Source organism: Pseudomonas sp. KK18, assembly GCF_037094675.1.
Taxonomy (GTDB): Bacteria; Pseudomonadota; Gammaproteobacteria; order Pseudomonadales; family Pseudomonadaceae; genus Aquipseudomonas.
The window spans coordinates 7,112,040-7,136,539 of record NZ_CP146605.1; the positions used below are offsets into that span (position 1 = coordinate 7,112,040).

21 protein-coding genes are annotated in these 24,500 nt (G+C 61.1%); 8 read left to right on the plus strand and 13 right to left on the minus strand.

Features of this window, described 5'->3' with window-relative positions:
- The first annotated feature begins 92 nt into the window (after positions 1–92).
- A complete protein-coding gene (locus tag V6607_RS32470) occupies positions 93–1,421 on the plus strand; it encodes an autotransporter outer membrane beta-barrel domain-containing protein (protein WP_134327552.1) in 1,329 nt (442 codons plus the stop codon).
- A gap of 70 nt (positions 1,422–1,491) precedes the next feature.
- Here the strand turns inward: V6607_RS32470 and oadA are convergent, their stop codons facing one another.
- Both oadA and V6607_RS32480 read right to left on the minus strand, forming a co-directional pair.
- A complete protein-coding gene (gene oadA / locus V6607_RS32475) occupies positions 1,492–3,300 on the minus strand; it encodes a sodium-extruding oxaloacetate decarboxylase subunit alpha (RefSeq protein ID WP_102370189.1) in 1,809 nt (602 codons plus the stop codon).
- An 11-nt stretch (positions 3,301–3,311) separates the two neighbouring features.
- On the minus strand, positions 3,312–4,727 hold the full coding sequence (locus V6607_RS32480; protein WP_003213442.1) for an acetyl-CoA carboxylase biotin carboxylase subunit: 1,416 nt from the start codon (positions 4,725–4,727) through the stop codon (positions 3,312–3,314).
- Between the two features lie 194 nt (positions 4,728–4,921).
- Here V6607_RS32480 and V6607_RS32485 point away from each other — a divergent pair, with 194 nt between their 5' ends.
- Positions 4,922–5,896 (plus strand): LysR family transcriptional regulator, encoded by a 975-nt coding sequence (locus tag V6607_RS32485; RefSeq protein WP_003213443.1) that lies wholly within the window; start codon positions 4,922–4,924, stop codon positions 5,894–5,896.
- Here the strand turns inward: V6607_RS32485 and V6607_RS32490 are convergent.
- From V6607_RS32490 to V6607_RS32500, 3 genes are all read right to left on the minus strand, one after another.
- Positions 5,826–6,023: a hypothetical protein gene (locus tag V6607_RS32490; protein WP_003213445.1), complete on the minus strand. Its 198-nt coding sequence runs from the start codon at positions 6,021–6,023 to the stop codon at positions 5,826–5,828. The two genes, V6607_RS32485 and V6607_RS32490, sit on opposite strands and share 71 nt — an antisense overlap.
- 221 nt (positions 6,024–6,244) lie before the next feature.
- Positions 6,245–7,111 carry a transcriptional regulator HexR gene (gene hexR, locus V6607_RS32495; RefSeq protein ID WP_003213447.1) on the minus strand — a complete coding sequence of 289 codons (867 nt, stop codon included), beginning with the start codon at positions 7,109–7,111 and terminating at the stop codon, positions 6,245–6,247.
- A gap of 162 nt (positions 7,112–7,273) precedes the next feature.
- On the minus strand, positions 7,274–10,147 hold the full coding sequence (locus V6607_RS32500; RefSeq protein WP_134327553.1) for a GGDEF domain-containing phosphodiesterase: 2,874 nt from the start codon (positions 10,145–10,147) through the stop codon (positions 7,274–7,276).
- A gap of 279 nt (positions 10,148–10,426) precedes the next feature.
- Here V6607_RS32500 and uvrD point away from each other — a divergent pair, with 279 nt between their 5' ends.
- From uvrD to V6607_RS32515, 3 genes are all read left to right on the plus strand, one after another.
- On the plus strand, positions 10,427–12,610 hold the full coding sequence (uvrD, locus tag V6607_RS32505) for a DNA helicase II (RefSeq protein ID WP_003213452.1): 2,184 nt from the start codon (positions 10,427–10,429) through the stop codon (positions 12,608–12,610).
- A 191-nt stretch (positions 12,611–12,801) separates the two neighbouring features.
- On the plus strand, positions 12,802–13,677 hold the full coding sequence (locus V6607_RS32510; RefSeq protein WP_003213454.1) for a Tim44 domain-containing protein: 876 nt from the start codon (positions 12,802–12,804) through the stop codon (positions 13,675–13,677).
- Between the two features lie 136 nt (positions 13,678–13,813).
- Positions 13,814–14,221 carry an SMI1/KNR4 family protein gene (locus tag V6607_RS32515; protein WP_003213456.1) on the plus strand — a complete coding sequence of 136 codons (408 nt, stop codon included), beginning with the start codon at positions 13,814–13,816 and terminating at the stop codon, positions 14,219–14,221.
- 80 nt (positions 14,222–14,301) lie between these two features.
- Here the strand turns inward: V6607_RS32515 and V6607_RS32520 are convergent, their stop codons facing one another.
- The gene (locus V6607_RS32520; RefSeq protein ID WP_003213459.1) at positions 14,302–16,065 is read right to left on the minus strand and encodes a cation:proton antiporter; all 1,764 of its coding nucleotides are present in this window, start codon (positions 16,063–16,065) and stop codon (positions 14,302–14,304) included.
- 295 nt (positions 16,066–16,360) lie between these two features.
- Between V6607_RS32520 and V6607_RS32525 the strand changes: the two genes are divergently transcribed.
- Positions 16,361–16,846, plus strand: coding sequence for an acyl-CoA thioesterase (locus V6607_RS32525; protein WP_003213461.1), 486 nt, complete (start codon positions 16,361–16,363; stop codon positions 16,844–16,846).
- A 27-nt stretch (positions 16,847–16,873) separates the two neighbouring features.
- Here V6607_RS32525 and V6607_RS32530 read toward each other — a convergent pair whose 3' ends face one another.
- Complete coding sequence (locus V6607_RS32530; protein WP_134327554.1) at positions 16,874–17,920, minus strand: hypothetical protein; 1,047 nt, start codon at positions 17,918–17,920, stop codon at positions 16,874–16,876.
- An 81-nt stretch (positions 17,921–18,001) separates the two neighbouring features.
- The gene (gene pdxY / locus V6607_RS32535) at positions 18,002–18,874 is read right to left on the minus strand and encodes a pyridoxal kinase PdxY (protein WP_003213465.1); all 873 of its coding nucleotides are present in this window, start codon (positions 18,872–18,874) and stop codon (positions 18,002–18,004) included.
- A 117-nt stretch (positions 18,875–18,991) separates the two neighbouring features.
- Between pdxY and V6607_RS32540 the strand changes: the two genes are divergently transcribed.
- The gene (locus V6607_RS32540) at positions 18,992–19,390 is read left to right on the plus strand and encodes a DUF3301 domain-containing protein (RefSeq protein ID WP_003213466.1); all 399 of its coding nucleotides are present in this window, start codon (positions 18,992–18,994) and stop codon (positions 19,388–19,390) included.
- On the opposite strand, the gene V6607_RS32545 is transcribed toward V6607_RS32540, so the two are convergent.
- From V6607_RS32545 to dksA, 4 genes are read right to left on the minus strand one after another with little or no spacing between them, the layout of a single operon-like run.
- A complete protein-coding gene (locus V6607_RS32545; protein WP_134327555.1) occupies positions 19,384–20,346 on the minus strand; it encodes a CobW family GTP-binding protein in 963 nt (320 codons plus the stop codon). The genes V6607_RS32540 and V6607_RS32545 overlap by 7 nt on opposite strands.
- Positions 20,347–20,391: 45 nt before the next feature.
- Entirely contained in the window at positions 20,392–21,036 is a 645-nt protein-coding gene (locus tag V6607_RS32550; RefSeq protein WP_134327556.1) for a DUF1826 domain-containing protein, read from the minus strand.
- Positions 21,036–22,241 (minus strand): zinc metallochaperone GTPase ZigA, encoded by a 1,206-nt coding sequence (zigA, locus tag V6607_RS32555; RefSeq protein ID WP_102604033.1) that lies wholly within the window; start codon positions 22,239–22,241, stop codon positions 21,036–21,038. Before zigA ends, V6607_RS32550 begins: the two co-directional genes overlap by 1 nt.
- Before the next feature lie 27 nt (positions 22,242–22,268).
- Positions 22,269–22,673, minus strand: coding sequence for an RNA polymerase-binding protein DksA (dksA, locus tag V6607_RS32560; RefSeq protein WP_003213474.1), 405 nt, complete (start codon positions 22,671–22,673; stop codon positions 22,269–22,271).
- A 127-nt stretch (positions 22,674–22,800) separates the two neighbouring features.
- Between dksA and V6607_RS32565 the strand changes: the two genes are divergently transcribed.
- Positions 22,801–23,169 (plus strand): hypothetical protein, encoded by a 369-nt coding sequence (locus V6607_RS32565; RefSeq protein WP_003213476.1) that lies wholly within the window; start codon positions 22,801–22,803, stop codon positions 23,167–23,169.
- Here the strand turns inward: V6607_RS32565 and V6607_RS32570 are convergent.
- A complete protein-coding gene (locus tag V6607_RS32570; protein ID WP_003213478.1) occupies positions 23,166–24,389 on the minus strand; it encodes an N-acetylmuramoyl-L-alanine amidase in 1,224 nt (407 codons plus the stop codon). The genes V6607_RS32565 and V6607_RS32570 overlap by 4 nt on opposite strands.
- Between the last annotated feature and the right edge of the window lie 111 nt (positions 24,390–24,500).

The window sequence follows — 24,500 nt, forward strand, 5'->3', positions numbered from 1 at the left end:
TCTCTGGCAGGCAAAGGGTGGATGGCCTGACATTTATCCGCCCTTTACCCCGCTAGATTTCCCGACCTCATACATCAAGAGGTCGGACCTGCATGCCACTCCTTCAGAAACAACTCGCACTCGCCATCACCTTCGCGCTGGGTGCCACCAACGCTCAATTCGTCCAGGCGCGAGGGGACATCGATCCAGACAGCGAGTGGTTCATCCCGGCGCCAGAGGCCGGCCAGCAAGGCCACCAGCGCCCCAAGCCACCCAAGCCCACTCCCGACTTTTACTTCAACGACCACGCCACCACCCGTAACGGCCAGCAGGTTGCCCGCGTACTGGACTCTGCCGTGGACACCCTCATCAAGTCGGGCGAACTCAATGACTGGGAGGAGTACGAACTGGACAATATCGCCCGGGAACTTGGCAGGCTGGCACCGGGCCGTGTGGGTGCAGTTCTGGAGCAACTGGCAGGCAGCCAGAACGCCAACCTTGGCGCCGCCACTCAAGACAGCATGAAACAGCTCAACAGCAGCCTGCTTTCAGTCATGCGCCGGACAGGCGACGAACGCAACCTTACGGATGCCGAAGGCAATGGCCACGTATGGCTCCAGGCCCTGGGCAACGCTGGCAAGCTTGAAGGACAGCACGGTAGCGTGGGCCTGCAGCAACACACCCAAGGCCTGATGCTGGGCGGCGACTGGGCAGTGGACGATGCCTGGCGGGTGGGTGTGATGGGCGCCAAGTCCGCCAGCGACCTGAACGCCAAACGCTTCAAGGGCGAACTGGACAGCTGGCACCTCGGCGGTTACGCCGTGCGTCAGGACGGCCCCCTTGCATTGCGCCTGGGGGCGATCTACAGCAGCCATGCCGGCCAAACCCAACGCACCGTAGACTTTGATTTCGTTGAGCGCCGCGAGCAGTCCAAAGGCAAATACAACGCCCAAAGCCAGAACGCTTTCGCCGAGCTGGGCTATCAACTGGACAAGGGCAGTTTCAGCGTCGAACCCTATGCGGGGATCGGCTACCAGCGCTATCACCGCGACCGCTACAAGGAAAAAGGCGGCTTTACAGCGCTGAATGTCGGCGCCCAGACCCAGGAAAACCTCAGCAGCACCTTCGGCTTGCGCCTGGCCAGTGCCTTTACGCTGGACAACCAGATGGCCCTCAAGCCGCACCTGAGCACAGGCTGGAAGCACCTCTACGGTGACGTGAGCAGCACCGTGCGCCAGTCCTCCGCGTGGGTAAAACGGCCGGGCTTCAATAGTGACTTCACCATCGAAGGCACCTCCCTGGACCGCGACAGCCTGGCGCTGCACACCGGGGTGGACCTGGCGCTGTCGACCCGGCACACCGTGGGCCTGGCCTATACCGCCGAGGTCGGCACCCACAGCCGTAACCAGGGTTTGCTGGGCCAGTGGACCCTGGCGTTCTGATTATTGCGGGCGAAAAAAAAGGGGGCACATGCCCCCCCGAGGTTTAAGCGGTAGTTTCGAAGGCTGTTGATCAGCCTTCGATTTCAATCAGGATTTCACCCGGGTTGACCCGGTCGCCCTTGGCCACGTGTACGGCGGTGACCTTGCCGGCGATCGACGCCTGTACTTCGGTCTCCATCTTCATCGCTTCAGTGATCAACACAGCCTGGCCGGCCTTCACCACGTCGCCTTCCTTGACCAGCACGTCGACGATGTTGCCCGGCATCGCCGTGCTGACATGGCCTGGCGCGGTGGCGTGCTTGCGCTTGCTGCCGCCACTGCTGACAAACTCGTTGAGCGGCTCGAACACCACTTCTTCCGGCATGCCGTCGATGGACAGGTAGAAGTGGCGCTTGCCTTCGGCCTTGACGCCCACCCCGGTGATGTCCACGCGATAGCTTTCGCCGTGCACGTCGATCACGAACTCGGTCGGCACACCTTCACCACCGGCACGGGCCACGCCGCCGGCTTCAGGAATCGGCAACAGCACTTCAGGGCTCAAGGTGCCAGCGTCGCGCTCTTCAAGGAATTTGCGCCCGATGTCCGGGAACATCGCGTAGGTCAGTACGTCTTCTTCGGACTTGGCCAACGCGCCGATTTCGCCGCGCAACTTGGTCATTTCCGGCTTCAGCAGATCTGCCGGGCGATGGTCGATCACCTCTTCGCTGCCGATGGCCTGGCGCCGCAGTTTTTCATTCACGGTGCCCGGCGCCTTGCCGTAGCCGCCTTGCAGGTACAGCTTCACTTCGTTGGTGATGGTCTTGTAGCGCTCGCCGGCCAGCACGTTGAAGAACGCCTGGGTACCAACGATCTGCGAAGTCGGGGTGACCAGCGGCGGGAAGCCAAGGTCTTCACGAACCCGCGGGATTTCGGCCAGCACTTCGCTCATGCGGTTCAGCGCGCCCTGCTCTTTGAGCTGGTTGGCCAGGTTGGAAATCATCCCGCCCGGTACCTGGTTGACTTGCACGCGGGTGTCGACAGCGGTGAATTCGCTTTCGAACTGGTGGTACTTCTTGCGCACAGCGTAGAAGTACAAACCGATTTCCTGCAGCAGTTCCAGGCTGAGGCCGGTGTCGAATTCGCTGCCTTTGAGGGCCGCGACCATCGACTCGGTACCCGGGTGGCTGGTGCCCCAGGCGAAGCTGGAAATGGCGGTGTCGATATGGTCGGCACCGTTTTCGATGGCCTTGAGCTGGCACATCGAAGCCAGGCCCGCAGTGTCGTGGGAGTGGATGAAGATCGGCAGACTCTGCTCGGCCTTCAGCGCCTTGACCAGCTCGCCGGTGGCGTATGGCGTCAGCAGGCCGGCCATGTCCTTGATCGCCACCGAGTCGCAACCCATGGCTTCCATTTGCTTGGCCTGGGCCACGAACGCCTCGATGGTGTGCACCGGGCTGGTGGTGTAGGCGATGGTGCCCTGGGCATGTTTGCCGGCGGCTTTTACCGCTTCGATGGCCACTCGCAGGTTACGCACGTCGTTCATCGCGTCGAAGATGCGGAACACGTCGATACCGTTGACAGCGGCCTTGGCGACGAAGGCTTTGACCACGTCGTCGCTGTAGTGGCGGTAGCCCAACAGGTTCTGGCCACGCAGCAGCATTTGCAGGCGCGTGTTGGGCAACGCCGCGCGCAGTTTGCGCAGGCGCTCCCACGGGTCTTCTTTCAGGAAGCGTACGCAGGCGTCGAAGGTCGCGCCGCCCCAGACTTCCAGGGACCAGTAGCCGACTTTGTCGAGCTTGTCGCAGATCGGCAGCATGTCGTCGGTGCGCATGCGGGTCGCCAGCAACGATTGGTGGGCGTCGCGCAGGATGGTGTCGGTTACGAAGATCTTCTTGCTCATTCTTATATTCCTCACAGGCCTGCGTGGGCGGCGATGGCGGCGGCGATGGCCAGGGCCAGCTCTTCGGGTTTGCGCTTGATCGAGTAGTTGGTCAGCTCAGGGTGGCTTTCCACAAAACTGGTGTTGAACTGGCCGCTGCGGAATTCCGGGTTGCGCAGGATTTCCTGGTAATAGGCGGCGGTGGTCTTCACGCCTTGCAGGCGCATGTCGTCCAGGGCGCGCAGGCCGCGGTCCATGGCTTCTTCCCAGGTCAACGCCCACACCACCAGCTTCAGGCACATCGAGTCGTAGAACGGTGGGATGGTGTAGCCGGTGTAGATCGCCGTGTCGGTACGCACGCCGGGACCGCCGGGTGCGTAGTAACGGGTGATCTTGCCGAAGCTGGGCAGGAAGTTGTTCTTCGGGTCTTCGGCGTTGATGCGGAACTGCAACGCAAAACCCCGGTGCTGAATGTCTTCCTGCTTGACCGACAGCGGCAGGCCCGACGCAATGCGGATCTGCTCACGCACAATGTCGATGCCGGTGATTTCTTCGGTAATGGTGTGTTCCACCTGCACCCGGGTGTTCATCTCCATGAAGTACACCTCGCCCTCGGCGAGCAGGAACTCCACGGTGCCGGCGTTCTCGTAGCCCACGGCCTTGGCCGCGCGCACCGACAGGTCGCCGATGTAGGCGCGCTGTTCAGGGGTCAGCTGGGGGCTAGGGGCGATTTCGATCAACTTCTGGTTACGGCGCTGGATCGAGCAATCGCGCTCGAACAGGTGCACCACATTGCCGAAGCTGTCACCGAGGATCTGCGCCTCGATGTGCTTGGGATTGACGATGCATTTTTCCAGGAACACTTCCGCCGAACCGAAGGCCTTGGTGGCTTCGGAAATTACCCGGGGGAAGGCTTGTTCGAGTTCTTCACGGCTGTTGCAGCGACGGATACCGCGACCGCCACCACCGGAGGTGGCCTTGAGCATCACCGGGTAACCAATGCGGTCGCCTTCGGTGAGGGCTTCAGCGATGTCGGCAACGTTGCCTTCGGTGCCCGGGGTCACCGGTACGCCGGCCTTGATCATGCTGCGGCGGGCTTCAGTCTTGTCGCCCATGCGGCGAATCACTTCTGCGGACGGGCCGATGAACTTGATCCCACGTTCGGCGCAAATGTCTGCCAGCTCGGCGTTTTCCGAGAGGAAGCCGTAGCCGGGGTGCAGCGCGTCGCAACCGGTTTCCACCGCCAGGTTCACCAGCTTGCGCGGGTTCAGGTAACCGGCCAATGGCTCGGCACCGATGCTGTGGGCTTCATCTGCACGCTTTACATGCAGGGCATGGCGATCGGCATCGGAATAGACCGCGACCGAACGAATGCCCATCTCGGCGCAGGCACGCACGATACGTACGGCAATCTCACCACGGTTGGCGATCAGGATCTTTTTTATCACTTGGAAATTCCCTTGAGCCGATTGCTACCTACTTCGACCCTGGAAGCGGGTCGGCGCGTGACCAAATGTTTCATGGCAGTCGCGTGACACACACTATGCCCCTGCAGGGATTAACAAAAATCAATAATTATTGGGTTGTGTATAAGCAAAGACTTATAGTCGTCGCATCAAGGGTCGGCGGGAGTGCTTGAACTATGCGTAAGTCATTGATGCGTATGACATTGCGTCAATTGCAGATTTTCAATGAAGTCTGTGATTTGCGTTCCTACAGCCGCGCAGCCGAGGAAATGTCCCTCACGCAACCGGCCGTTAGCCTACAAATCAAGCAGCTGGAAGAGCTGCTGGGCCAGCCATTGTTCGATTACGTCGGCAAAAAGCTCTATATGACTGAAGCTGCTGAAGCCTTGCAACGGGCCAGCCGGGACATTTTCGGCCGCCTGGAAAACCTCGATATGCAACTCTCCGACATGCAGGGCTCATTGCAGGGCCAGCTGAAACTGGCGGTGGAATCCAGCGCCAAGTACTTCGTGCCGCACCTGTTTGCCGCCTTCAAGCGCCAGCATCCGGAGGTCAACCTGCACCTGACGGTGGTCAACCGCGCCCAGGTGATTCGCCGGCTTTCAGACAACCGCGACGACCTGGTGATCATGTCGATGGTGCCCCAGGACATGGGCCTGGAATTCCTGCCGTTCCTGAACAACCCGATTGTCGCGGTGGCGCCCCACGATCATCCGCTGAGCCATCAAGGGCCGTTGCGCCTGCAGGACCTTGAGCCTTACACGCTGCTGTTGCGCGAGCCGGGGTCCGGGACGCGGATGGCGTGCGAAGAGTATTTCAAGGAGAAGCGCGTGCACTTCACCCAGACGGTGGAAGTGTCTTCGGCCGAGGCGCAGCGCGAGTGCGTGACCGCTGGGTTGGGCGTGGCGCTGCTGACGCGCCACGCGGTCAACCTGGAACTGGCCACCGGCGGGCTCAGGGAGCTGCCGGTGGAAGAACTGCCGCTGTACCGCAGTTGGTGCCTGGTGCAGGCCAAGGCCAAGCGCCTGTCACCGGTGGCCCATGCATTCCTGGGCTTTATCCGCAGCGAGCGGCTGCAGATCAGCGCGCTGGCTGAACGCTTCGCTGGGCAGCCGCGGGTGCCTGCCAGTGGAGTTCCGGATAGTCACTGATGCTCTGTTGCAATTGACGCTGATCGCAGCGGTCTTCAATTGCGCGACGGAAGGCCATGCGGCGCTGGTCTTCCTGCTGGCGGCGGGTCTTGACGGTGCTGTTGCTTTCTTCGTATTGCCGAGCCATTTCGAGTCTCCCAATGCGAGTAAGGGGAGTTCAGGATGGGCTCGGGCAATGACGGTTTAGCGGCATGGGGATGACAGGACGATGAATCTTGCGGGGCTCAATACGATCAACTGTGGGAGCTGGCTTGCTCGCGAATGCGGTGGGCCAGCCAGCATATTCAGTGACTGACACTCCGCATTCGCGAGCAAGCCCGCTCCCACAATTGGTCCGCGTACAAACTATCAGTCGTCGAGGGCTTTTACGGACTTGGGTGACAACCGAAGGCTGCGCAAGCTGCGCTTCACGCTCTTGAGGTGGTTGACCAGGCTCGGGCCGCGCGCCATGGCCACGCCCATCGCCAGCACGTCGATCACCACCAGGTGGGCGATACGCGAGGTCAGCGGCGTGTAGATCTCGGTGTCCTCGTGTACATCGATCGCCAGGTTGACGGTCGACAGCTCTGCCAATGGAGTCTGGCTCGGGCACAGCGTAATCAGGGTCGCGCCGCTTTCACGCACCAGGTTGGCGGTGATCAGCAAATCCTTGGAGCGGCCGGACTGGGAAATGCAGATCGCCACGTCGCTGGGCTTCAACGTCACCGCCGACATCGCCTGCATGTGCGGGTCGCTGTAGGCCGCCGCCGTCAGCAGCAAACGGAAGAACTTGTGCTGGGCATCCGCCGCCACCGCGCCGGACGCGCCGAAACCATAGAATTCCACGCGCTGGGCCTGGGACATGGCGGTCACGGCTTTTTGCAGCTCCACCGGGTCGAGCTTTTCGCGCACTTCCATCAGGGTGTGCAGGGTGGTGTCGAAGATTTTCAGGCTGTAGTCGGCGACGGAATCGTCTTCGTGGATCGCAAACTGGCCAAAGCTCGCACCGGCCGCCAGGCTCTGGGCCAGCTTGAGCTTCAAGTCCTGGAAACCGGAGCAACCGATGGCGCGGCAGAAGCGCACGATGGTCGGCTCGCTGATGCCCACGCTGTGGGCCAGGTCGGCCATGGAACTGTGCATCACGGCCGCAGGGTCAAGCAGCACGTGATCGGCAACCTTGAGTTCCGATTTGCGTAACAGGTGGCGCGACTGGGCGATATGTTGCAACAGGTTCAAAGGGCTGGACTCTTGTTATTGGCAGACGCCAGGGATGTAGCAAGCTTGTAGTTATACTACAAGAATTACCGATTTGCCCGTTCGATGCATCACTTAATCACGCTGCTGCCCGCTGATTCAGCGGGCAGGCTCGATGTAGCCCCGCGTGCGGCTTGGGCTCAACTATGGAAAATCGGCATTTTTTCGTAACAAATCCGCCAAGCCATCCGCTTCCACCGGCCGACTGATCAAATAGCCCTGCACCTCGTCGCACTGCTCATCCCGCAAAAAGTCCAGCTGCTGCTGATCTTCCACACCCTCGGCCACCACCTTGAGCGACAGCCCGTGGGCCATGGCAATGATGGCGCGGGTGATCGAGGCATCTTCGCGTCCCTGGCCCAGGCCGCGAATGAACGTCTGGTCGATCTTCACGTAGTCCACGGGGATGCGCTTGAGGTAACTGAGGGATGAGTAACCGGTGCCAAAATCATCAATCGCCAGCTTCACCCCCAGGTCGCGCAGTTGCTGGAAGGTCGAGATGATGTGCTCGACGCTGTCGAGCAGCTGGCTTTCGGTCAGTTCCAGCTCCAGGTATTGCGGATCAAGCCCGGTTTCTTCCAGCACCTGGCGCACCAGGCTGATCAGCTTGCCCTGGCGCAGTTGGTGCACCGACAGGTTGACCGACACCCGAATCGGCGCCAGCCCCTGGCGTTGCCATTCACAAGCCTGCCAGCACGCCTGGCGCAACACGAACTCCCCCAGCGGCACGATCAGGCCGGTTTCTTCGGCCAGCCCGATAAAGTCGCCGGGCGGCACCATGCCCCACTGCGGATGTTCCCAGCGAATCAACGCTTCGGCCGCATTCAGCTTGCCACTGGCCAGGCACAGTTTGGGTTGGTAGAACACCGTAAGCTGGCGCTCATCAATCGCCTTGCGCAGCTGGTTTTCCAGCTGCAAACGTTCCAGGGTGCTGGCCTGCAGGCTGTCGGTGTAGAACTGGAAGTTATTACCGCCCAGGTGCTTGGCGTGCTGCATGGCCATGTTCGACTGGCTGACCAGCGCGGATATTTCCCGCGCATTGTCGGGCAACAGGCTGACGCCCATTGAGGCACTGACCACCAGCTCGTGCCCTTCCACCGTCACCGGCACCCGCAACTTGGCCAGCAACCGCGTGGCCACCCGCGCCAGGCTCGACAGGTTGCCGTAGGCGTCGAACAGCACGGCGAATTCATCGCCAGAGAGCCGCGCTATGGTGTCGGCCTCAGGCAAGGCGTTGATCAAGCGGCGGGCCATTTTCTGCAACAACTGGTCGGCCACTTCATGCCCGAGGCTGTCGTTGAGCAGCTTGAAACGGTCCAGGTTGATATGCAGTAAAGCCAGGCTGCGGCCACCCTGGCGCACCCGCTGATGGGCTTCGCGCAACCGCTCGCGGAACAGCGAGCGGTTGGCCAGCCCGGTCAATTCGTCGTAGTGCGTGAGATAGCGCATGCGCTCTTCGGATTCGCGCCGCGCAGACAGATCGGCGAAGAAGCCCACGATATGGCTGACGTTTCCCCGAATATCCCGGACTACATTCAGTTGTAGCCATTGCGGGTAGAGTTCGCCGTTCTTGCGGGTCTCCACGAGCTCGCCCTGCCAGGTGCCGTGGCTGAGCAACGCCTGGCGGATCACCGGGAAGTGGCGCCGTGCGTCGCGGCTGCTGGGCAGCTCCACGACATTGCGCCCGATCATGTCGTCAATGTCGAAGCCGGTGACGCGGCTGAATGCCTGGTTGACGGCTATCAGCACGTAGTCCGGATCGAGGATCACAATGCCTTCGCTGGCCGCCTCGAACACCGTCGATGCCAGGCGCTGCTGTTCTTCCAGGACCTTGCCGGCGCTGATGTCGCGGCGGGTGCCGAGCATCCGCGTGACGCGCCCGCCTGTCGAGCGCTCCACGGCGCGGCCACGGTCCTGGATCCATACCCAATGGCCATCGCCATGGCGCACCCGGTATTCCACCAGGTAGTCCTCGCTGCGGCCTTTAAGGTGCTCCACCAGCGCGCGCTTGAGCAGCGGCAAGTCGTCCGGATGCAGGCGTGGCTTGAGGTGGCTGAGCATCGCCGTGACGTATTCCGGCTCCAGGCCGAACAACTCCTTGAGCTGGGTATGGTGGACCTCATCGGTTTGCAGGTTCCAGTCCCACAGCCCCAGTTCGCTGGCCTGCAGCGCCATGGCCAGACGCGCCTCGCTTTTGCTCAGGGCCAGGCTGGCCGCGTCCAGTTCCTGACTGCGCTGATCGACGCGTTGCTGCAGGCCGATCTGTGCTTCGCGCAACTCTTGTTCGACCTGGCGCCGCTGCTCCACCTCACGCACCAGTTCCTGGTTCAGTTGCTCGCTGCGTTGCTGCGCTTGCTGCAGATGCTCGATCAACGCCTGGTTCTGGAAGCGCCTGAGCAGCCCGCGCTGGATCAGGCGATTGACCTGCCATGCCACCAGGCTCAGGGATGCCAGCAGAATCAGGCCCAGGCAACCCCAGCCTTGCTGTTGCGGGTCGCCGCTCCAGAATAAATAGAGGATGGCCGGCACCAGGCAGGGCACGGCAAACGACAGGAAAGCCGGCAGACTGACGGCATAGGCCACACTGGCGGACAAGGTCGCCGCGCCGAGCAGGCCGAACACCCAGGCCTGTTGCGCAAAGCTGTCCACCGGTACCAGGGCGATGGCAGCACTGGCCAGCGTCAAGCCGCTGACGGCCGAGCCCAGCATGAACATGCGTCGCCAGATCGGCTGCGCCTGGCGGCTCGGCATGGCGGAATCGAACGCCGCCACCTGAATTACCCGCAAGGCCACCAGCGCCAGCAGCCATACCAGCCAAATGCTGTCCAGCAGATAGCGCTGCGGGCTCCAGAGCAACCAGGCGCAGACCAGTCCATTCACCAGCATCAATAAAGTAGGCAGCAGGGAGCCTTGGTAAAGCAGGCGCGTGCGCTCCACCGCCATCTCCATGGCGTAGTGCTTGCGGATAACCTGCGCCGGCGCCACGGAGGGTCCCGCCAGGTCAATGCTAAGGGTCATAGGCAGTGTTCTTATAATGGTGAGCCCGAAACGTCGACGGAGCATACACAAGCAAACGCTCGGGCCAAACTGCCCCAAGTCATAAAAACAGCGCGACAATCAGGCGCAAACCTTGGAGCCAGACAGCTTGAGTGAGACAGGGCGCGGGCTGTGGGCGATGACCGACCGGTCATCACCGTGAATAGATTGTTGCCTTATCCTGTGTCGACGCAGAAGTTTTCCCGTGACCACCCGGCATTGGGATTTGCCCGACTCCCCCGGGCACCCTAGAATGCGCCGATGCGCGATGATCTCTCTCTTTTGCTGAACTCCCTCAACGATGCCCAACGCCAGGCCGTAGCGGCCCCCGTTGGCCGTCAGTTGGTCCTGGCCGGTGCTGGCTCCGGTAAAACCCGAGTGCTGGTGCACCGTATCGCCTGGTTGATCCAGGTCGAGAACGCCTCACCGCATTCCATCCTGTCGGTGACCTTCACCAACAAGGCCGCTGCCGAGATGCGTCATCGCATCGAGCAGTTGATGGGCATCAGCCCGGCCGGCATGTGGGTGGGCACCTTCCACGGCCTGGCGCACCGCCTGTTGCGGGCGCATTGGCAGGAAGCCGGCCTGAGCCAGACCTTCCAGATTCTCGACAGCGACGACCAGCAACGCCTGGTCAAGCGGGTGATCCGCGAGCTGGGCCTGGATGAACAACGCTGGCCGGTCCGTCAGGCCCAGTGGTTCATCAACGGTCAGAAAGATGAAGGCCTGCGCCCGCAACATATCCAGGCCAGCGGCGACCTGTTCCTGGCCACCATGCGCAGCATTTATGAAGCCTATGAAGTGGCCTGCCAGCGCGCCGGCGTCATCGACTTCTCCGAACTGCTGCTGCGCGCCCTCGACTTGTGGCGCGACAACCCGGGCTTGCTGGCGCACTACCAGAAGCGCTTCCGCCACATCCTGGTGGACGAGTTCCAGGACACCAACGCCGTGCAGTACGCCTGGTTGCGCCTGCTGGCCAAGGGCGGCGACAGCCTGATGGTGGTGGGCGACGACGACCAGTCGATCTACGGCTGGCGCGGCGCGAAAATCGAGAACATCTACCAGTACAGCGACGACTTCCCGGACGCCGAAACCATCCGCCTGGAACAGAACTACCGCTCCACCGCCGGGATCCTCAAGGCCGCCAACGCCTTGATCGCCAACAACACCGGGCGCCTGGGCAAAGAGCTGTGGACCGACGGCGGCGAAGGCGAAGCGATCAACCTGTACGCCGCCTTCAACGAACACGATGAAGCGCGGTACGTGGTGGAAACCATCGAAAGCGCCCTGAAAACCGGCCTGGCCCGCAGCGATATCGCGATTCTCTACCGCTCCAACGCCCAATCACGGGTATTGGAAGAGGCCCTGCTGCGCGAGCGCATTCCGTATCGCATCTATGGTGGCCAGCGCTTCTTCGAACGTGCCGAAATCAAGAACGCCATGGCCTACCTGCGCTTGCTGGAAGGTCGCGGCAACGATGCGGCGCTGGAACGGGTGATCAACATTCCGGCCCGTGGCATCGGCGAGAAGACCGTCGAGGCGATTCGCGACCACGCACGCCACAGCGATGTGTCGATGTGGGAAGCGATGCGCCTGCTGATCGCCAACAAGGGCCTGACCGGCCGTGCGGCCGGTGCCTTGAGCGTGTTTGTCGAGCTGATCGAGAACCTGGCCGCCAAGTGCATGGAAATGCCCCTGCACCTGATGACCCAGACCGTGATCGAGCAGTCCGGCCTGATCGCCTACCACGAAGCGGAAAAAGGCGAGAAAGGCCAGGCCCGGGTAGAAAACCTTGAGGAACTGGTCAGCGCCGCCCGCGCGTTCGAAAACACCGAAGAAGACGAAGACCTGACGCCACTGGCGGCATTCCTCGGCCACGCGTCCCTGGAAGCCGGCGACACCCAGGCTGATGAGCATGAAGACAGCATTCAGCTGATGACCTTGCACAGTGCCAAGGGCCTGGAATTCCCCTACGTGTTCCTGGTGGGCATGGAAGAAGGCCTGTTCCCCCACAAGATGAGCCTGGAAGAACCCGGCCGCCTTGAGGAGGAACGCCGCCTGGCCTACGTGGGCATCACCCGGGCGATGCAGAACCTGGTGATGACCTACGCCGAAACCCGGCGCCTGTACGGCAGCGAGACCTACAACAAGGTGTCGCGCTTCGTACGTGAAGTGCCGAAAGGGCTGATTCAGGAAGTGCGCCTGTCCAACAGCGTCAGCCGACCGTTCGGCGGCGGCCAGCAGCAGAACTCCAGCAGCATGTTCGCTGGTTCGGAAATCCCCGAGACGCCGTTCAGCCTTGGCCAACAGGTCAAGCACGCGATCTTCGGCGAAGGCGTGATCCTCAACTTCGAAGGCGCCGGTGCCCAGGCCAGGGTGCAGGTGAACTTCGCCGAAGGCAGCAAGTGGCTGATGATGGGCTACGCCAAGCTCGAAGCAATCTGAAACAACTGTAGAACATGAAGGATGTTGCCCCACCCTTGTATTTGGCAGCGGTGGGGCCAATATCTGTAATAAGTCCTACAGACGATTCGGTATTGGCCCTACGCAAAAGCCCGAAACACTATGCCGCTAGCCACTGACATCACACCTGTGCAACATGGCGCGCGTGCAATCCACAAATGGGAATTCCCTTTATGAAACGTTTTCTTAGCATCGCCATGGCGTTGTGCATCGGCCTGACGATGAGCCTCGACGCCAACGCCAAGCGCTTCGGTGGCGGCAAATCCATGGGCTCGGCGCCGAGCCACCAGACCAGCCAAATGGCCCCATCCGGCGGCGGCATGGGCGGCGCAGCTGCGACCGCTGGCGCTGCCGGTGCCGCAGGCGCTGCTGCCAAGGCTGGCGGTGCTTCGCGCTGGTTGGGCCCTCTGGCCGGTATCGCGGCCGGCGGCCTGCTCGCCTCCATGTTCATGGGCGGCGGCTTCCAGGGCATGCAGATCTTCGACATCCTGATCATGGCGGTCATCGCCTTCCTGATCTTCCGCTTTATCGCCGCCCGTCGCCGCAAGCAACAGGAGCACATGGCTCCAGCCGGCGCGCCGATGCAGCGTGAAGTGTTCGAGCAAAAGCCTGCTGCCATGGGTTCGATCTTCGGCGGTTCGGCTGCTCCTGCCGCCGCTCGTCCGGTGATCAACGCACCCGCCTGGTTCAACGAAGAGCGCTTCGTCGAAGCGGCCCGCAGCCACTTCCAGTCCCTGCAGCAACACTGGGACGCCAACGAAATGGACAAGATCGCCGAGTTCGTGACCCCGCAACTGCTGGAGTTCCTCAAGCGCGAACGTGCCGACCTGGGCGACGGCTTCCAGTCGACCTACATCGACGACCTGAAAGTGCAGCTTGAAGGTGTGGATGACCGCGCCGACAAGACCATCGCCACCCTGACCTTCAGCGGTGTGTCGAAGACCTCGCGTTTCGACCAGGGCGAAGTGTTCAGCGAAAGCTGGAACATGGAGCGCCCACAAGGCGAAAACCAGCCTTGGCTGGTCGCCGGTATCCGCCAGAACGGCTGATCCCTGCCCGCTTTGAGTACGCAGTAACAAAAACCCCGGACTTGTCCGGGGTTTTCTATTTCACGGTTGCACTTATAGCGAGCTACTGTATAAAACGCCCCTATAAACCGCGCCATCTAGCAAGAGGATCCCGGCCGTGGAAGAAGTTATCGAACAATTGCGTGAAGCCAACGAACCGGTACCGGTTCCTCTGGAGCTGCCTGACGAAGATCAACTGGTGGAAATCGAGGAACAACTGTTCATCGATATTCCGTTCGTCTTCCGTGAATTTCTGCTGACCGTCAGCGATGTGGTCTACGGCAGCCTGGAGCCGGTGACCGTCACCGACCCACAGTCCCACACCTACCTGCCGGACGTTGCCGCCAACGCCTGGGATGCCGGTGTTGACCGCAGCATGATCCCGATCTGCCAGGACGGCGACGACTACTACTGCGTCGAGGAAGACGGCACCGTGGTGCTGTGGTCCGGCGAAGAAGAGCTCGTCACCGAAGAAACCTGGGAATCGGTGTGGCACTGGGCACGGGACGTCTGGCTGGAAAGCTGAGACCCCTGTGTGCCGAGGGCGCTTGTTGTGGCGAGCGAGCTTGCTCGCGCTGGGCTGCGAAGCAGCCCTCTGCGACCCACTCAGTGCTCCGGCGTATCCTTATGGTTATCCAGGGTCTCCAGCAAGGCGACCTGCATCCGCGTATGCACGCGGATGAACCAGCGCCACAGCACGGCGGCCACCGCGGCCGTCACCACGGCGATCAGCACCAGCAACTTGTTGGTCGGCAGGATACTGGCCGACAAGGCTGCCAATAGCAGGAAAATCACCAGCAGCGAAAGAATCGGGATCACTTCGGCGATCACCCGGCGCACGCGCTGAGTGTGGCGCCCGGCCATTTCCGGCTTCACGCTCATCTCCGCCAGCAGCATCGACAGCGCCTTGAGCTTGCGGTACGCCGCAATCAAAAACGGCAGCGACAGCAGCAACGCCCCACCCCAGATCAATGCCTTCTGCCAGCTCGGATCGCTGACCCAGCCTTCCAGGTAGCTGCCAATACGCGCCGCGAAAAAGCTGCCGGCAAAGAAGATCGCCACCACCAGCGCCAGGTTCACCCCCACCTGCAGAATGATCTTGCGGATCATCGACGCCAGCATCGCACCCTCGCCCTGGGGCTGAATGCTGCGCAGCCACTCGCCATACATCCCGAACACCCGGCTCATGCGCTTGGGCATCACTGCGGCAATCTTCAGCGACAGCGGGTCTGCGCCACGGATCAGATAGGGTGTGAGCAGTGTGGTAATCGCAGAAACAGCCACCGCCACCGGATACAGAAAGTCGCTGGTGACCTGCAACGTCATCCCCAGCGCGGCGATGATGAATGAAAATTCGCCGATCTGTGACAGCCCCATCCCCACTCGCAATGAAGTGCGGCCATCGTTACCCGCAATAAACGCCCCCAACCCACAGGACAACATCTTGCCCAGCACCACGGCTACGGTAATTACCGCAATCGGCCAGGCGTATTGCAGGAGGATCTGCGGGTCGATCATCAAGCCAATGGCGACAAAGAAGATCGCGCTGAACATGTCGCGAACCGGTTCGATCAGGCGCTCAATCTTCAGCAATTGCCGGGATTCAGCCATGATCGCGCCGATCAGGAATGCCCCCAGCACCATGCTGTATTCCAGCTTGACCACCAACAGGCAGAAACCGAAGCACAGACCCAGCACGGTGATCAGCAGCATCTCGTTGCTTTCGAATTTGGCCACGTACTCCAGCAGGCGTGGCACCAGCAAAATCCCGATCACCAGCGCGACAATCATGAACAGCGAGAGCTTGCCGACGGTGGAGAACACCTCGCCGGAGCTGACCGTGCCGCTGACGGCAATGCTCGACAGCAAGGCGATGATGCCGATGCCGAGGATGTCTTCGACGATCAGCACCCCGAAAATCAGCTGGGCAAAGCGCTGGTTTTTCATCTTCAGGTCATTGAGCGCCTTGACGATGATGGTGGTCGAGGAAATCGCCAGGATCGCGCCCAGGAACAGTGAGTCCATGGTGTTCCAGTCGAACCAGCGGCCGATTTCGTAGCCGATCCAGATCATCAGGATGATTTCGAGGAACGCCGCGATAAAGGCGGTGGCGCCAACCTTGAACAGCTTGCGCAGGCTGAACTCAAGGCCCAGGCAGAACATCAGGAAGATCACCCCAAGCTCGGCCAGGGTCTTGATCGTGTCTTCGTCGTGGATCAGGCCAAACGGTGGGGTGTGCGGGCCGATGATGAAGCCGGCGACGATATACCCCAACACCACCGGCTGCTTGAGCCGATGGAACAGGATCGTCACCACCCCGGCCACCAGCATGATCACGGCCAGGTCCTGGATAAAGCTGATGGCGTGCATGGCGAGGGGCTCCTTGAGGGGTACTGGCGCTTTTCCCATTTCCACGCATGCACCCCGAAAGGTCGCAATGAACGGAAAGAAAAGTCTGCCTTGATCGTAAGAATTGCCTTTGAGACGGGCTTTTGAAGGGTAACACCGCGACTTGCGGCAGAAAGCCGGTGCAATATATGGAAACAGATCGCCCCGGGCGTGACGGCAAGCCGGGGCCCAGCGTCCCGTTATGAATGGCTCTGCAAAGATTCCAGCACCCGCAGAGGTGCCTCCCCACCCAATGCCTACAACCCGTGAGTGTGCTATGGAACCCGGAAACGCCCAGCTGTCGATGACAGTATTGATGACCCCTGACATGGCCAACTTCTCTGGCAATGTGCACGGCGGCACGCTGCTCAAGTACCTCGACGAAGTGGCCTACGCCTGCGCCAGCCGTTATGCCGGGCGCTATGTGGTGACGTTGTCGGTGGACCAGGTGATTTTTCGCGAGCCGATCCATGTCGGCGAGCTGGTGACCTTCCTGGCCTCGGTCAACTACACCGGCAACACGTCGATGGAAGTGGGGATCAAGGTGGTCACCGAGAACATCCGTGAGCGTTCGGTACGCCACACCAATAGCTGCTTCTTCACGATGGTCGCGGTGGATGACCAGCGCAAACCGGCCGCCGTGCCGCCGCTGCAACCGCAGAACAGCGAAGACAAGCGCCGGTTTGTGCAGGCTCAACAGCGCCGGCAGATTCGCCAGGAGCTGGAAAAGCGCTATCAGGAAATCAAGGCAGACGGCCCGTAAGAGCCCGCCAGGTTTCTGGATGACCGCTTAGTAACGCGAGCACTTGTCAAAGTGCGCACACACATCAAAGCGCTGGTCCAACTGGGCCATGCGCTCCATATGGTGATTGACCACCTCCATCGTCACGCTCTTTCGGGTATTCACGTAGTACTGCACCATAAGCTTGTCGTTCTCCGCTACGCGCGATTTGATCGCACTGTCCGTAGGCTGCATCCATTGCTCCAGGACGGCATCCTCAGTTCCCCGCAGGCGCTGGCGGTACACCTCAGTGTAAAACCCCAGAGCCCGGGCCGGACGACCGGCAGACTCTTGATTCGACAGCTCGTAGTTCTGCCGAAACTGGTTCCAATAATCCGGCGGCAAGTTATACGAGCCCATCAACGCCTTGCGCTTGCTGATCAACTCATCAAGCTCTTGAGGCGAGGTTTGCATTCGGTCGACTTTATTCTCTGACACGATGGCCGTGATCGACTGCGCACGCGCGTCAAGAATGCGATCAATCAACACCATTCGCTGCGGAGTATCCGGTAACAACTTGCCGAATATCGGACCTTTGCCCTCGCAAGACGGCATGCCGGTCTCGAACAGCGGCTGCGGGATCCGCACGTCCTTGCCGTCCAATCGCGTAAGACGCTGGAGCAGCGTGCTGCATTGGCGGCCCTGCAATTCGAAGGTCACTTCGTACTCTTCACCCGCCTTGGGCGTTAGATTGAACGCTTTGCCACAGACATAGGAGCTGCCGTTGGTGTTGATCATCAACATAGTGTCCTTTCCGGGCGCCAGCTTGATCTCCAGCAGCCCACGAGCCGTGGGCGGTGGCGGCACAAGCATGTCTACCCGCCGCTTGGTGTCCACCAGGAACATGTTGTTGAGAATGCCTGTGGTCTCACCCATGCAGTGCTGTGCGTCATAGACAAAAAGGGTGCTGTTGGTGGTGTTGGAGATGAACCGCAGCTTCGCCGCATCGGGCTCGGCTGCGTCAGGATAGGTACCGTGGACGCTGCAACCACTGAGCAGCGTAACCAGGGCCAATGCGATAAATGCCCGTGGCGAATGGAGCAGGGATAACGACATGATCTTCCTTGATGAACGCAGAGGGCAAAAAGACGGCCGGTAGTAACGGACGCCCTTTGCGTCGCTCAATCAGGAATAGTCCTACAGCCCGATTGGGGTTGCCTCGAAGCGAACTCGCGGATGGGCAATCCGGTCCTGGGCGCGCACCAGTTCCAGCTCATAGCTGGCGCACGCCTGGGTTTCCAGCAGTACTTCATGCACCGCTGCAGCAGTGAACTCAAAGGCCGCCACCAGGCTATCGCCCAACAACACCCGCGCCAGGAACAGGCCCGACGTCAGGTCGCCCACGCCCACCGGCTGACGCGGGAATGCCAGCAGTGGCCGACGCAGGTGCCAGCTGCCTTCAGCCGTCACCAACAGCATTTCGAAGCCGTCCGGCAGCTTGCCGGGATAATCCAGGTGCTTGACCAACACCGCTTTCGGCCCGCGGGCCAGTAACGCACGGGCCATCCCCAGGCAATCGAACAGCGACTGCGGCTTGCGCCCGGCAAAGCTGTCCAGCTCCAGCTGGTTGGGGCACAGGAAGTCGGCCATCGCCGCCGCTTCCTCCAGCAGGAAGTCGCTGACCTCCTGGGGCACGATGCAGCCTTTTTCCGGATGCCCCATCACCGGGTCACACAGGTAAAGAGCCTTGGGGTTGATCGCCTTGATCCGCGCCACGCCGGTGAGGATCGCCCGGCCCTGGGCCGCACTGCCCAGGTAGCCCGACAGCACTGCATCACAGTTGCCCAGCTCGCCAATCGCCGCGATGCCTTCCACCAGCGCAGGAATTTGCTGCGGCGCCAACACTTCTCCCGCCCACTGACCATACTGAGTGTGGTTGGAGAACTGCACCGTATTGAGCGGCCACACGTTCACCCCGACCCGTTGCATGGGGAACACGGCGGCGCTGTTTCCGGCGTGGCCGAAGACCACATGAGACTGGATCGCAAGCAGATGGGGCGTACGTTTCATGCAGGGGATTTCCGTAAAGCCGTTGATATTCTGGCTGCGCAGTATGCGACTAAACGCGGCCTGTACGACAGACCGGAGACGCAGTTAAGCTGGCCCTACTTTGTTGGAGTTCATCGAATGCTGACCCTCGGAAATATCTTCGTGCTGATGCTGCTGGCGACCGGTGCCGCCTGGCTGTGGCACAACCACGGCCTGCGCGAGCGGGCGCTGGAACGGGTCAAGCAGCACTGCGCCAAGCTCGACATCGAGCTGCTCGATGGCGCCGTGGCGTTGAAGCGCATCGGTTTTGTGAAAGATGCCAGCGGGCGGCGGCGCCTGGCACGGATCTACAACTTCGAATTCACCGTGACCGGCGAAACGCGGCACCCGGGTACCATCACCCAATTCGGCGCCCACAGTGCACAAATCGAGTTGGCGCCCTACCCGTTCGAGATCAAGACGCCATTGCCCAGCGCCGAGATCATTGAGCTAAGCCAGTGGCGCCAGGAGCATGGCAACAGCAAGACCCGTCACTGACGGCAAGCGGTTAACCCACCCTGTAACTGCGCAACGTCCTGCACTTCGCTGAAGATCAATTCGATACGCGAATCCCGCCGCCATTCGCTGGGCTGCCAGGCCAATGCTGCGTTATCCACAGCGTTGGCCGATGCCCAGCCATCCAGGCTGTGGATAACCAGTTTTGCCCGTCGCCAGTCCAACGATTGCAGCCATTGCTGAATGCGCCGCGCGTCGAATCGCTGACTCGGATGCCAGCGCCAGCCAATGCTCCAGCCATCCTCCTGGCCCTGGCTGAGGCAGATCGGCGATGCCGGCTCCGTCCAGATGGCCGGCATTTGCCCCATGCCTTTGGGCAACTCGAAGTTATCCACAGCCGCTGCCGCTTGAGCATTCACACCCGGTAACCGGGCCAAGGGCAGTTGCGCCTGCTGCGTCCAATAGATCGGCCGGTCGGGCAGTTGTCCTTGAATCAACAGGCGCTGCGCATCACTTAAGGCTTCATTCTTGTTCAATACCAACAGCCCGGCGCTGGCTAATGCCTCCCGTTGGGCATTGGGTAAAGGTTTGCCCGCCGCCAACGCCTGGGCGTCCAGTACGAGTACGCAAGGCTGCACCGCCAGTACCTGCTGCCAGGGCGCTTCCCGCAGTTGCTTGAGCAATTGAGCCGGATGCCCAAGCCCGGACGGCTCGATAAACAGCCGATCGGGCTTTGCCTTACGCAACAAACGCCCCAGCCCTACCTGGAACGGCGCACCATTGACGCAACACAGGCAGCCACCCGCCACTTCACCGAGGGCAATCCCGTCGTCATCACGGGTGAGCAACGCGGCATCCAGGCCAATCTGCCCGAACTCATTGATCAACACCGCCCAACGCTCGTTGGCCGGGCGCTGGGCCAGCAGGTGCTTGATCAGGCTGGTCTTGCCGGCGCCCAGGGGCCCGGCAATCACGTGGGTGGGAATGTTCTGCAGCATGGTGGGCATCATTCAGACCGTGTAGAGAGGTTCGATCCTACCCGGTTACGCCAACCAATCCAGCGTCAGGATCAACCGTCGCTCATCCGCTTGCAGCGGCGGCGAGCGATGGATCAGGCCAAAGCCTTCGTTGCCGTGCCATTTTTCGCCCTTGAGCAACGCCACTTCACCGCAGTGGATTTGCTCAATGCGTTCTTCCGGCTCAGCACTCGCCTGGCTCAGGTGTCGCCGCTCCATAACCCCCTCGCGCAACCACTGGCTGCCGATGCCGGCGTAGGTGGTGATCAGCCGCACCGGCACATGATCCACATGAAAACGCGGGCACATGGCCTTGTCCAATAGCCGCAAACGCACGCCGATACGCTTGGCTCCGAGCAAACAGGCAAAGGCGCTGACCAACCACGACACATCGGCGATAAAGCCTTCGTAGCCTTCAAGGTCACGGCAACCCGATGCAAATTCCTGCAGGTTTGGCTCGGCGTCTTCGCTGTTCAGTTCAACCACCATCGACTCGGCCAATGGCTCATTGAGTGCCACCAGTAACGCGCCGAACTCGGCGATGTGCAGGGGCAACTGACGCTGCCACACCGCTAGGTTCACGCCGTCCTCAAGGATATCGGAGAGCACGGCCGGGGTTTCGCCGTGGGTCTGGCGTACCACCGGGCGCAGTTTCAGGGTCGGTGCCAGCATCAGGCAGCCTCTTCGAACCAAGGGCCAAAGGGATCGGCCAACAAGCGCCAACCTTCGACACCCGTGGCCATTTCATCGTCGGTCAGCAAACAAGCGTCCAGCTCGGCGGTCATCTGGGCGAAGTCGATGTTCTGGCCGATAAACACCAGCTCCTGCCGGCAATCGCCGGTGCTCAGTTGCCAGTTTTTCATGATTGCGGCGATGCCTTCCTCGTCCTGGGGCCACTGGGTTTTCGGCACGAAACGCCACCAGCGCCCGGCAAACCCATGGCGCATCAGGCCGCCAGCCTGGGACCAGCTACCGGCGTCCTGGTGTTTGCTGGCCAGCCAGAAAAAGCCCTTGGAACGCAGCAGTTTTCCATTCACCCAAGGCCGGTCGATAAAGTCGAAAAACCGCTGCGGGTGGAACGGGCGGCGGGCGCGATAGGCGGTGGAGGCGATGCCGTACTCTTCGGTTTCCGGCAGGTGTTCGCCACGCAGTTCCTGCAACCAGCCCGGCGCCTGGGAAGCACGCTCGAAGTCGAAACGGCCGGTGTTGAGGATCTTCGCCAACGGCACTTCGCCCATGACCATCGGGATGATTTCAGCCTGGGAGTTCAAGCGCTCCAGGATCGCCATCAACTCCTCGCGCTCACTGCTGCTGATCAGGTCGATCTTGCTGATGAGGATCACATCCGCAAATTCGATCTGCTCGATCAGCAGGTCGGTGATCGAGCGCTCGTCCTCTTCACCGAGGGTTTCGCCCCGGGACGCCAGGCTTTCGGCAGCCTGGTAGTCGAGCAGGAAGTTCATGCCGTCGACCACGGTGACCATGGTGTCGAGCCGGGCAATGTCCGCCAGGCTCTGGCCGTCTTCGTCGCGAAACGTGAAGGTTTCGGCCACCGGCAACGGCTCGGAGATCCCAGTGGACTCGATCAACAGGTAATCGAACCGACCTTCCTTGGCGAGCTTTCCGACTTCTTCCAGCAAGTCTTCGCGCAAGGTGCAGCAGATGCAGCCGTTGCTCATCTCCACCAGTTTTTCTTCGGCGCGATTGAGGGTGACGTCGCGCTGGACCTCACTGCCATCGATGTTGATTTCGCTCATGTCGTTGACGATCACCGCCACCCGCAGGTTTTCGCGGTTGCGCAGGACGTAGTTGAGCAGCGTGCTTTTGCCGGCGCCGAGGAATCCGGACAGCACAGTAACGGGGAGACGATTGGGCATCAGGTATTCCTCATCAGGGTTGGCCGGTCAAATCGCCCGTTGATGGCGTTCGCGCAGCTCTTCACGTTCTTTGGCTTCGATACACAGGGTGGCCGTGGGGCGCAGCAGCAGGCGCTTGAGGCCGATGGGTTCGCAGGTTTCACGGCACCAGCCGTATTCACCGCGGGCCAGGCGTTCCAGGGCTTCGTCGATCTTGTCCAACAGCTTTTTTTCGCGCTCCAGCAGGCGCAGTTGCCATTGGCGCTGTTCTTCGGCGCTGCCGACATCGGCGGGATCGCTGTTGGGCTCCTGTTCGCGCAGCACCATGAATTCAGCGTCGATACGCGCTTGCAGCTCGTTGCGCTGGGCCAGCAGCAGCTCGCGGAAGAAACCTTGCTGGGCTTCATTCATGTAGTCGGCGCAGGGTTGGGCGAGAAGGTCTTGTTCGGTCATCGGAGGTGGTTCACGGGTCAGGCTGTTTTTTAATGTTATAGTATAACAATGCAAATAAGCCAATCCCCCTTGCTCGTGACGACGAAGGGCGCAATGCTGGCAGCCGAATAACGCCCCGAGAGCCTCTATGAAATACCTGCTGTGTGCTGTGTTGCTGATGCTGGCGAGCCTGGCCAACGCCCAGGTGCCCAGCCTGCTGGCCAACTGCACCCGCAGCGCCAACCTGCTGGCGTGCGTCGACGCCCAGGGCAATGCCTACAGCGTCGCGACGGCAGGCAGCACTACGTATTTGCGGGGCTTTGAAGTGATCGGAAAACGCTATTGGGCACAAACCAGCAGCCGCTACGGGCAACTGACGTTCTTTACCGGGTTGGCTTCCGATGGTGAGGCGTGGGTGGGCTACACGCGGCGAGTGGGCTGGACCACCCTCAACCGGTTTTCCAGTTCCGGTGGTGCCAGCGCCAAGTTCACCTGTAGTCGAATCACCGGCTGTTAGACCTGGCCGGTTTTCTGTTCCTGAACCCAGGCCATGTAGCTGTTCATCGGCGGGTTCTTCTGGAAGTAGTTCTTCAACCCTTCAAATAAACCGTCTGCCACCGCCTGTTGATGGCGTGCGGTGACCAGTCGCTGGGCGTCCTGGGTGTTGGAGATAAACCCGGTTTCCACCAGGATCGACGGCACGTCCGGCGACTTGAGCACCGCAAAGCCGGCCTGTTCCACGCGTTTTTGATGCAGCGTGGTGATGCTTTGCAGGCTGCCCAGTACCGAGCTGCCCAGTTGCAGGCTGGAGGCGATGGTGGCGTTCATCGACATGTCGAGAATCACCCCGGCGAGCATCGGGTCCTTGTCCTTGAGATTGAGCAAGGTGGTGGCGCCCAACAGGTCGGCGCCGTTTTCCCGCTGCGCCATGAACCGTGCAGTGGCGGAGGTGGCGCCGCCTTCAGACAGCGCATAGACAGAGGCGCCGGACGCCGTAAGCCGTGGCGCGGCATCGGCGTGTACCGAGATAAACATGTCGGCTTTGTGCTGACGGGCGATGTCCACACGTTTACGCAGCGGCACGAAGAAGTCGTCGTTGCGCACCAGCTTCACATCGAAGCCCTTCTCGCGCTTCAGACGCTTGGCCAGCAACTGGGCGATGGACAGCACCACGTCTTTTTCGCGCTGGCCCTTTGAGCCAATCGCGCCGGGATCCTTGCCGCCGTGCCCAGGGTCGACCACCACGATGATGTCGCGTTTTGGATGAGCCCTGTCCACCGGCGCCGGCACGGGTGCAGCCAACGCGGCCGGTGCCGCAGCGATTTGCATAGGCGCATGAGTGGCGCTTGTCAGGTCCAGCACGAGGCGGTGGCCCTGGCCATCCTGCGGCGGCAGGAGAAAGCTGTTGAGCTGCATCGGCGCCTTCAAATCCAGCACGATCCGCGTATCGCCCTGCCCGAAATGCCCCGAGCGAATCGAGGTAATGCCGCTGTTGGTCAGGGCCAGTTGGCTGAAATCACCGGTCAGCTTCGCGCCGCTCAAATCGATGATCAACCGCTCCGGCGCGGTCAGGGTGAAGGTCTTGTATTGCACCGGGCCGCTGAGGTCCAGCACCAGCCGCAGCTTGTTATCCGACCGCCACAGCCGTGCATTGCGGATCTGCGCGGCAGACACGCCCAAGGGCAAGGTGAACACCGCACTGGCCAGCAGCAGGTTGAGGAGTTGACGTCTGTGCATGACTTACACCGCAAATAAAGGAGCTTCCGTACTCGACATGACTGAATAAAAGACAGAACAGAAAAACTTTCGTCGTTTCAATTGTAATAATATAACATGTCTTTTTATTTC

Bases quoted from the DNA above. Each gene is read 5' to 3' on its own strand.
- V6607_RS32470 (WP_134327552.1), top strand. From the start codon at position 93: ATGCCACTCCTTCAGAAACAACTCGCACTCGCCATCACCTTCGCGCTG.
- oadA (WP_102370189.1), bottom strand. From the start codon at position 3,300: ATGAGCAAGAAGATCTTCGTAACCGACACCATCCTGCGCGACGCCCAC.
- V6607_RS32485 (WP_003213443.1), top strand. From the start codon at position 4,922: ATGCGTAAGTCATTGATGCGTATGACATTGCGTCAATTGCAGATTTTC.
- V6607_RS32490 (WP_003213445.1), bottom strand. From the start codon at position 6,023: ATGGCTCGGCAATACGAAGAAAGCAACAGCACCGTCAAGACCCGCCGC.
- V6607_RS32500 (WP_134327553.1), bottom strand. From the start codon at position 10,147: ATGACCCTTAGCATTGACCTGGCGGGACCCTCCGTGGCGCCGGCGCAG.
- uvrD (WP_003213452.1), top strand. From the start codon at position 10,427: ATGCGCGATGATCTCTCTCTTTTGCTGAACTCCCTCAACGATGCCCAA.
- V6607_RS32510 (WP_003213454.1), top strand. From the start codon at position 12,802: ATGAAACGTTTTCTTAGCATCGCCATGGCGTTGTGCATCGGCCTGACG.
- V6607_RS32520 (WP_003213459.1), bottom strand. From the start codon at position 16,065: ATGCACGCCATCAGCTTTATCCAGGACCTGGCCGTGATCATGCTGGTG.
- V6607_RS32525 (WP_003213461.1), top strand. From the start codon at position 16,361: ATGGAACCCGGAAACGCCCAGCTGTCGATGACAGTATTGATGACCCCT.
- V6607_RS32530 (WP_134327554.1), bottom strand. From the start codon at position 17,920: ATGTCGTTATCCCTGCTCCATTCGCCACGGGCATTTATCGCATTGGCC.
- pdxY (WP_003213465.1), bottom strand. From the start codon at position 18,874: ATGAAACGTACGCCCCATCTGCTTGCGATCCAGTCTCATGTGGTCTTC.
- V6607_RS32540 (WP_003213466.1), top strand. From the start codon at position 18,992: ATGCTGACCCTCGGAAATATCTTCGTGCTGATGCTGCTGGCGACCGGT.
- V6607_RS32545 (WP_134327555.1), bottom strand. From the start codon at position 20,346: ATGCTGCAGAACATTCCCACCCACGTGATTGCCGGGCCCCTGGGCGCC.
- V6607_RS32550 (WP_134327556.1), bottom strand. From the start codon at position 21,036: ATGCTGGCACCGACCCTGAAACTGCGCCCGGTGGTACGCCAGACCCAC.
- zigA (WP_102604033.1), bottom strand. From the start codon at position 22,241: ATGCCCAATCGTCTCCCCGTTACTGTGCTGTCCGGATTCCTCGGCGCC.
- dksA (WP_003213474.1), bottom strand. From the start codon at position 22,673: ATGACCGAACAAGACCTTCTCGCCCAACCCTGCGCCGACTACATGAAT.
- V6607_RS32565 (WP_003213476.1), top strand. From the start codon at position 22,801: ATGAAATACCTGCTGTGTGCTGTGTTGCTGATGCTGGCGAGCCTGGCC.
- V6607_RS32570 (WP_003213478.1), bottom strand. From the start codon at position 24,389: ATGCACAGACGTCAACTCCTCAACCTGCTGCTGGCCAGTGCGGTGTTC.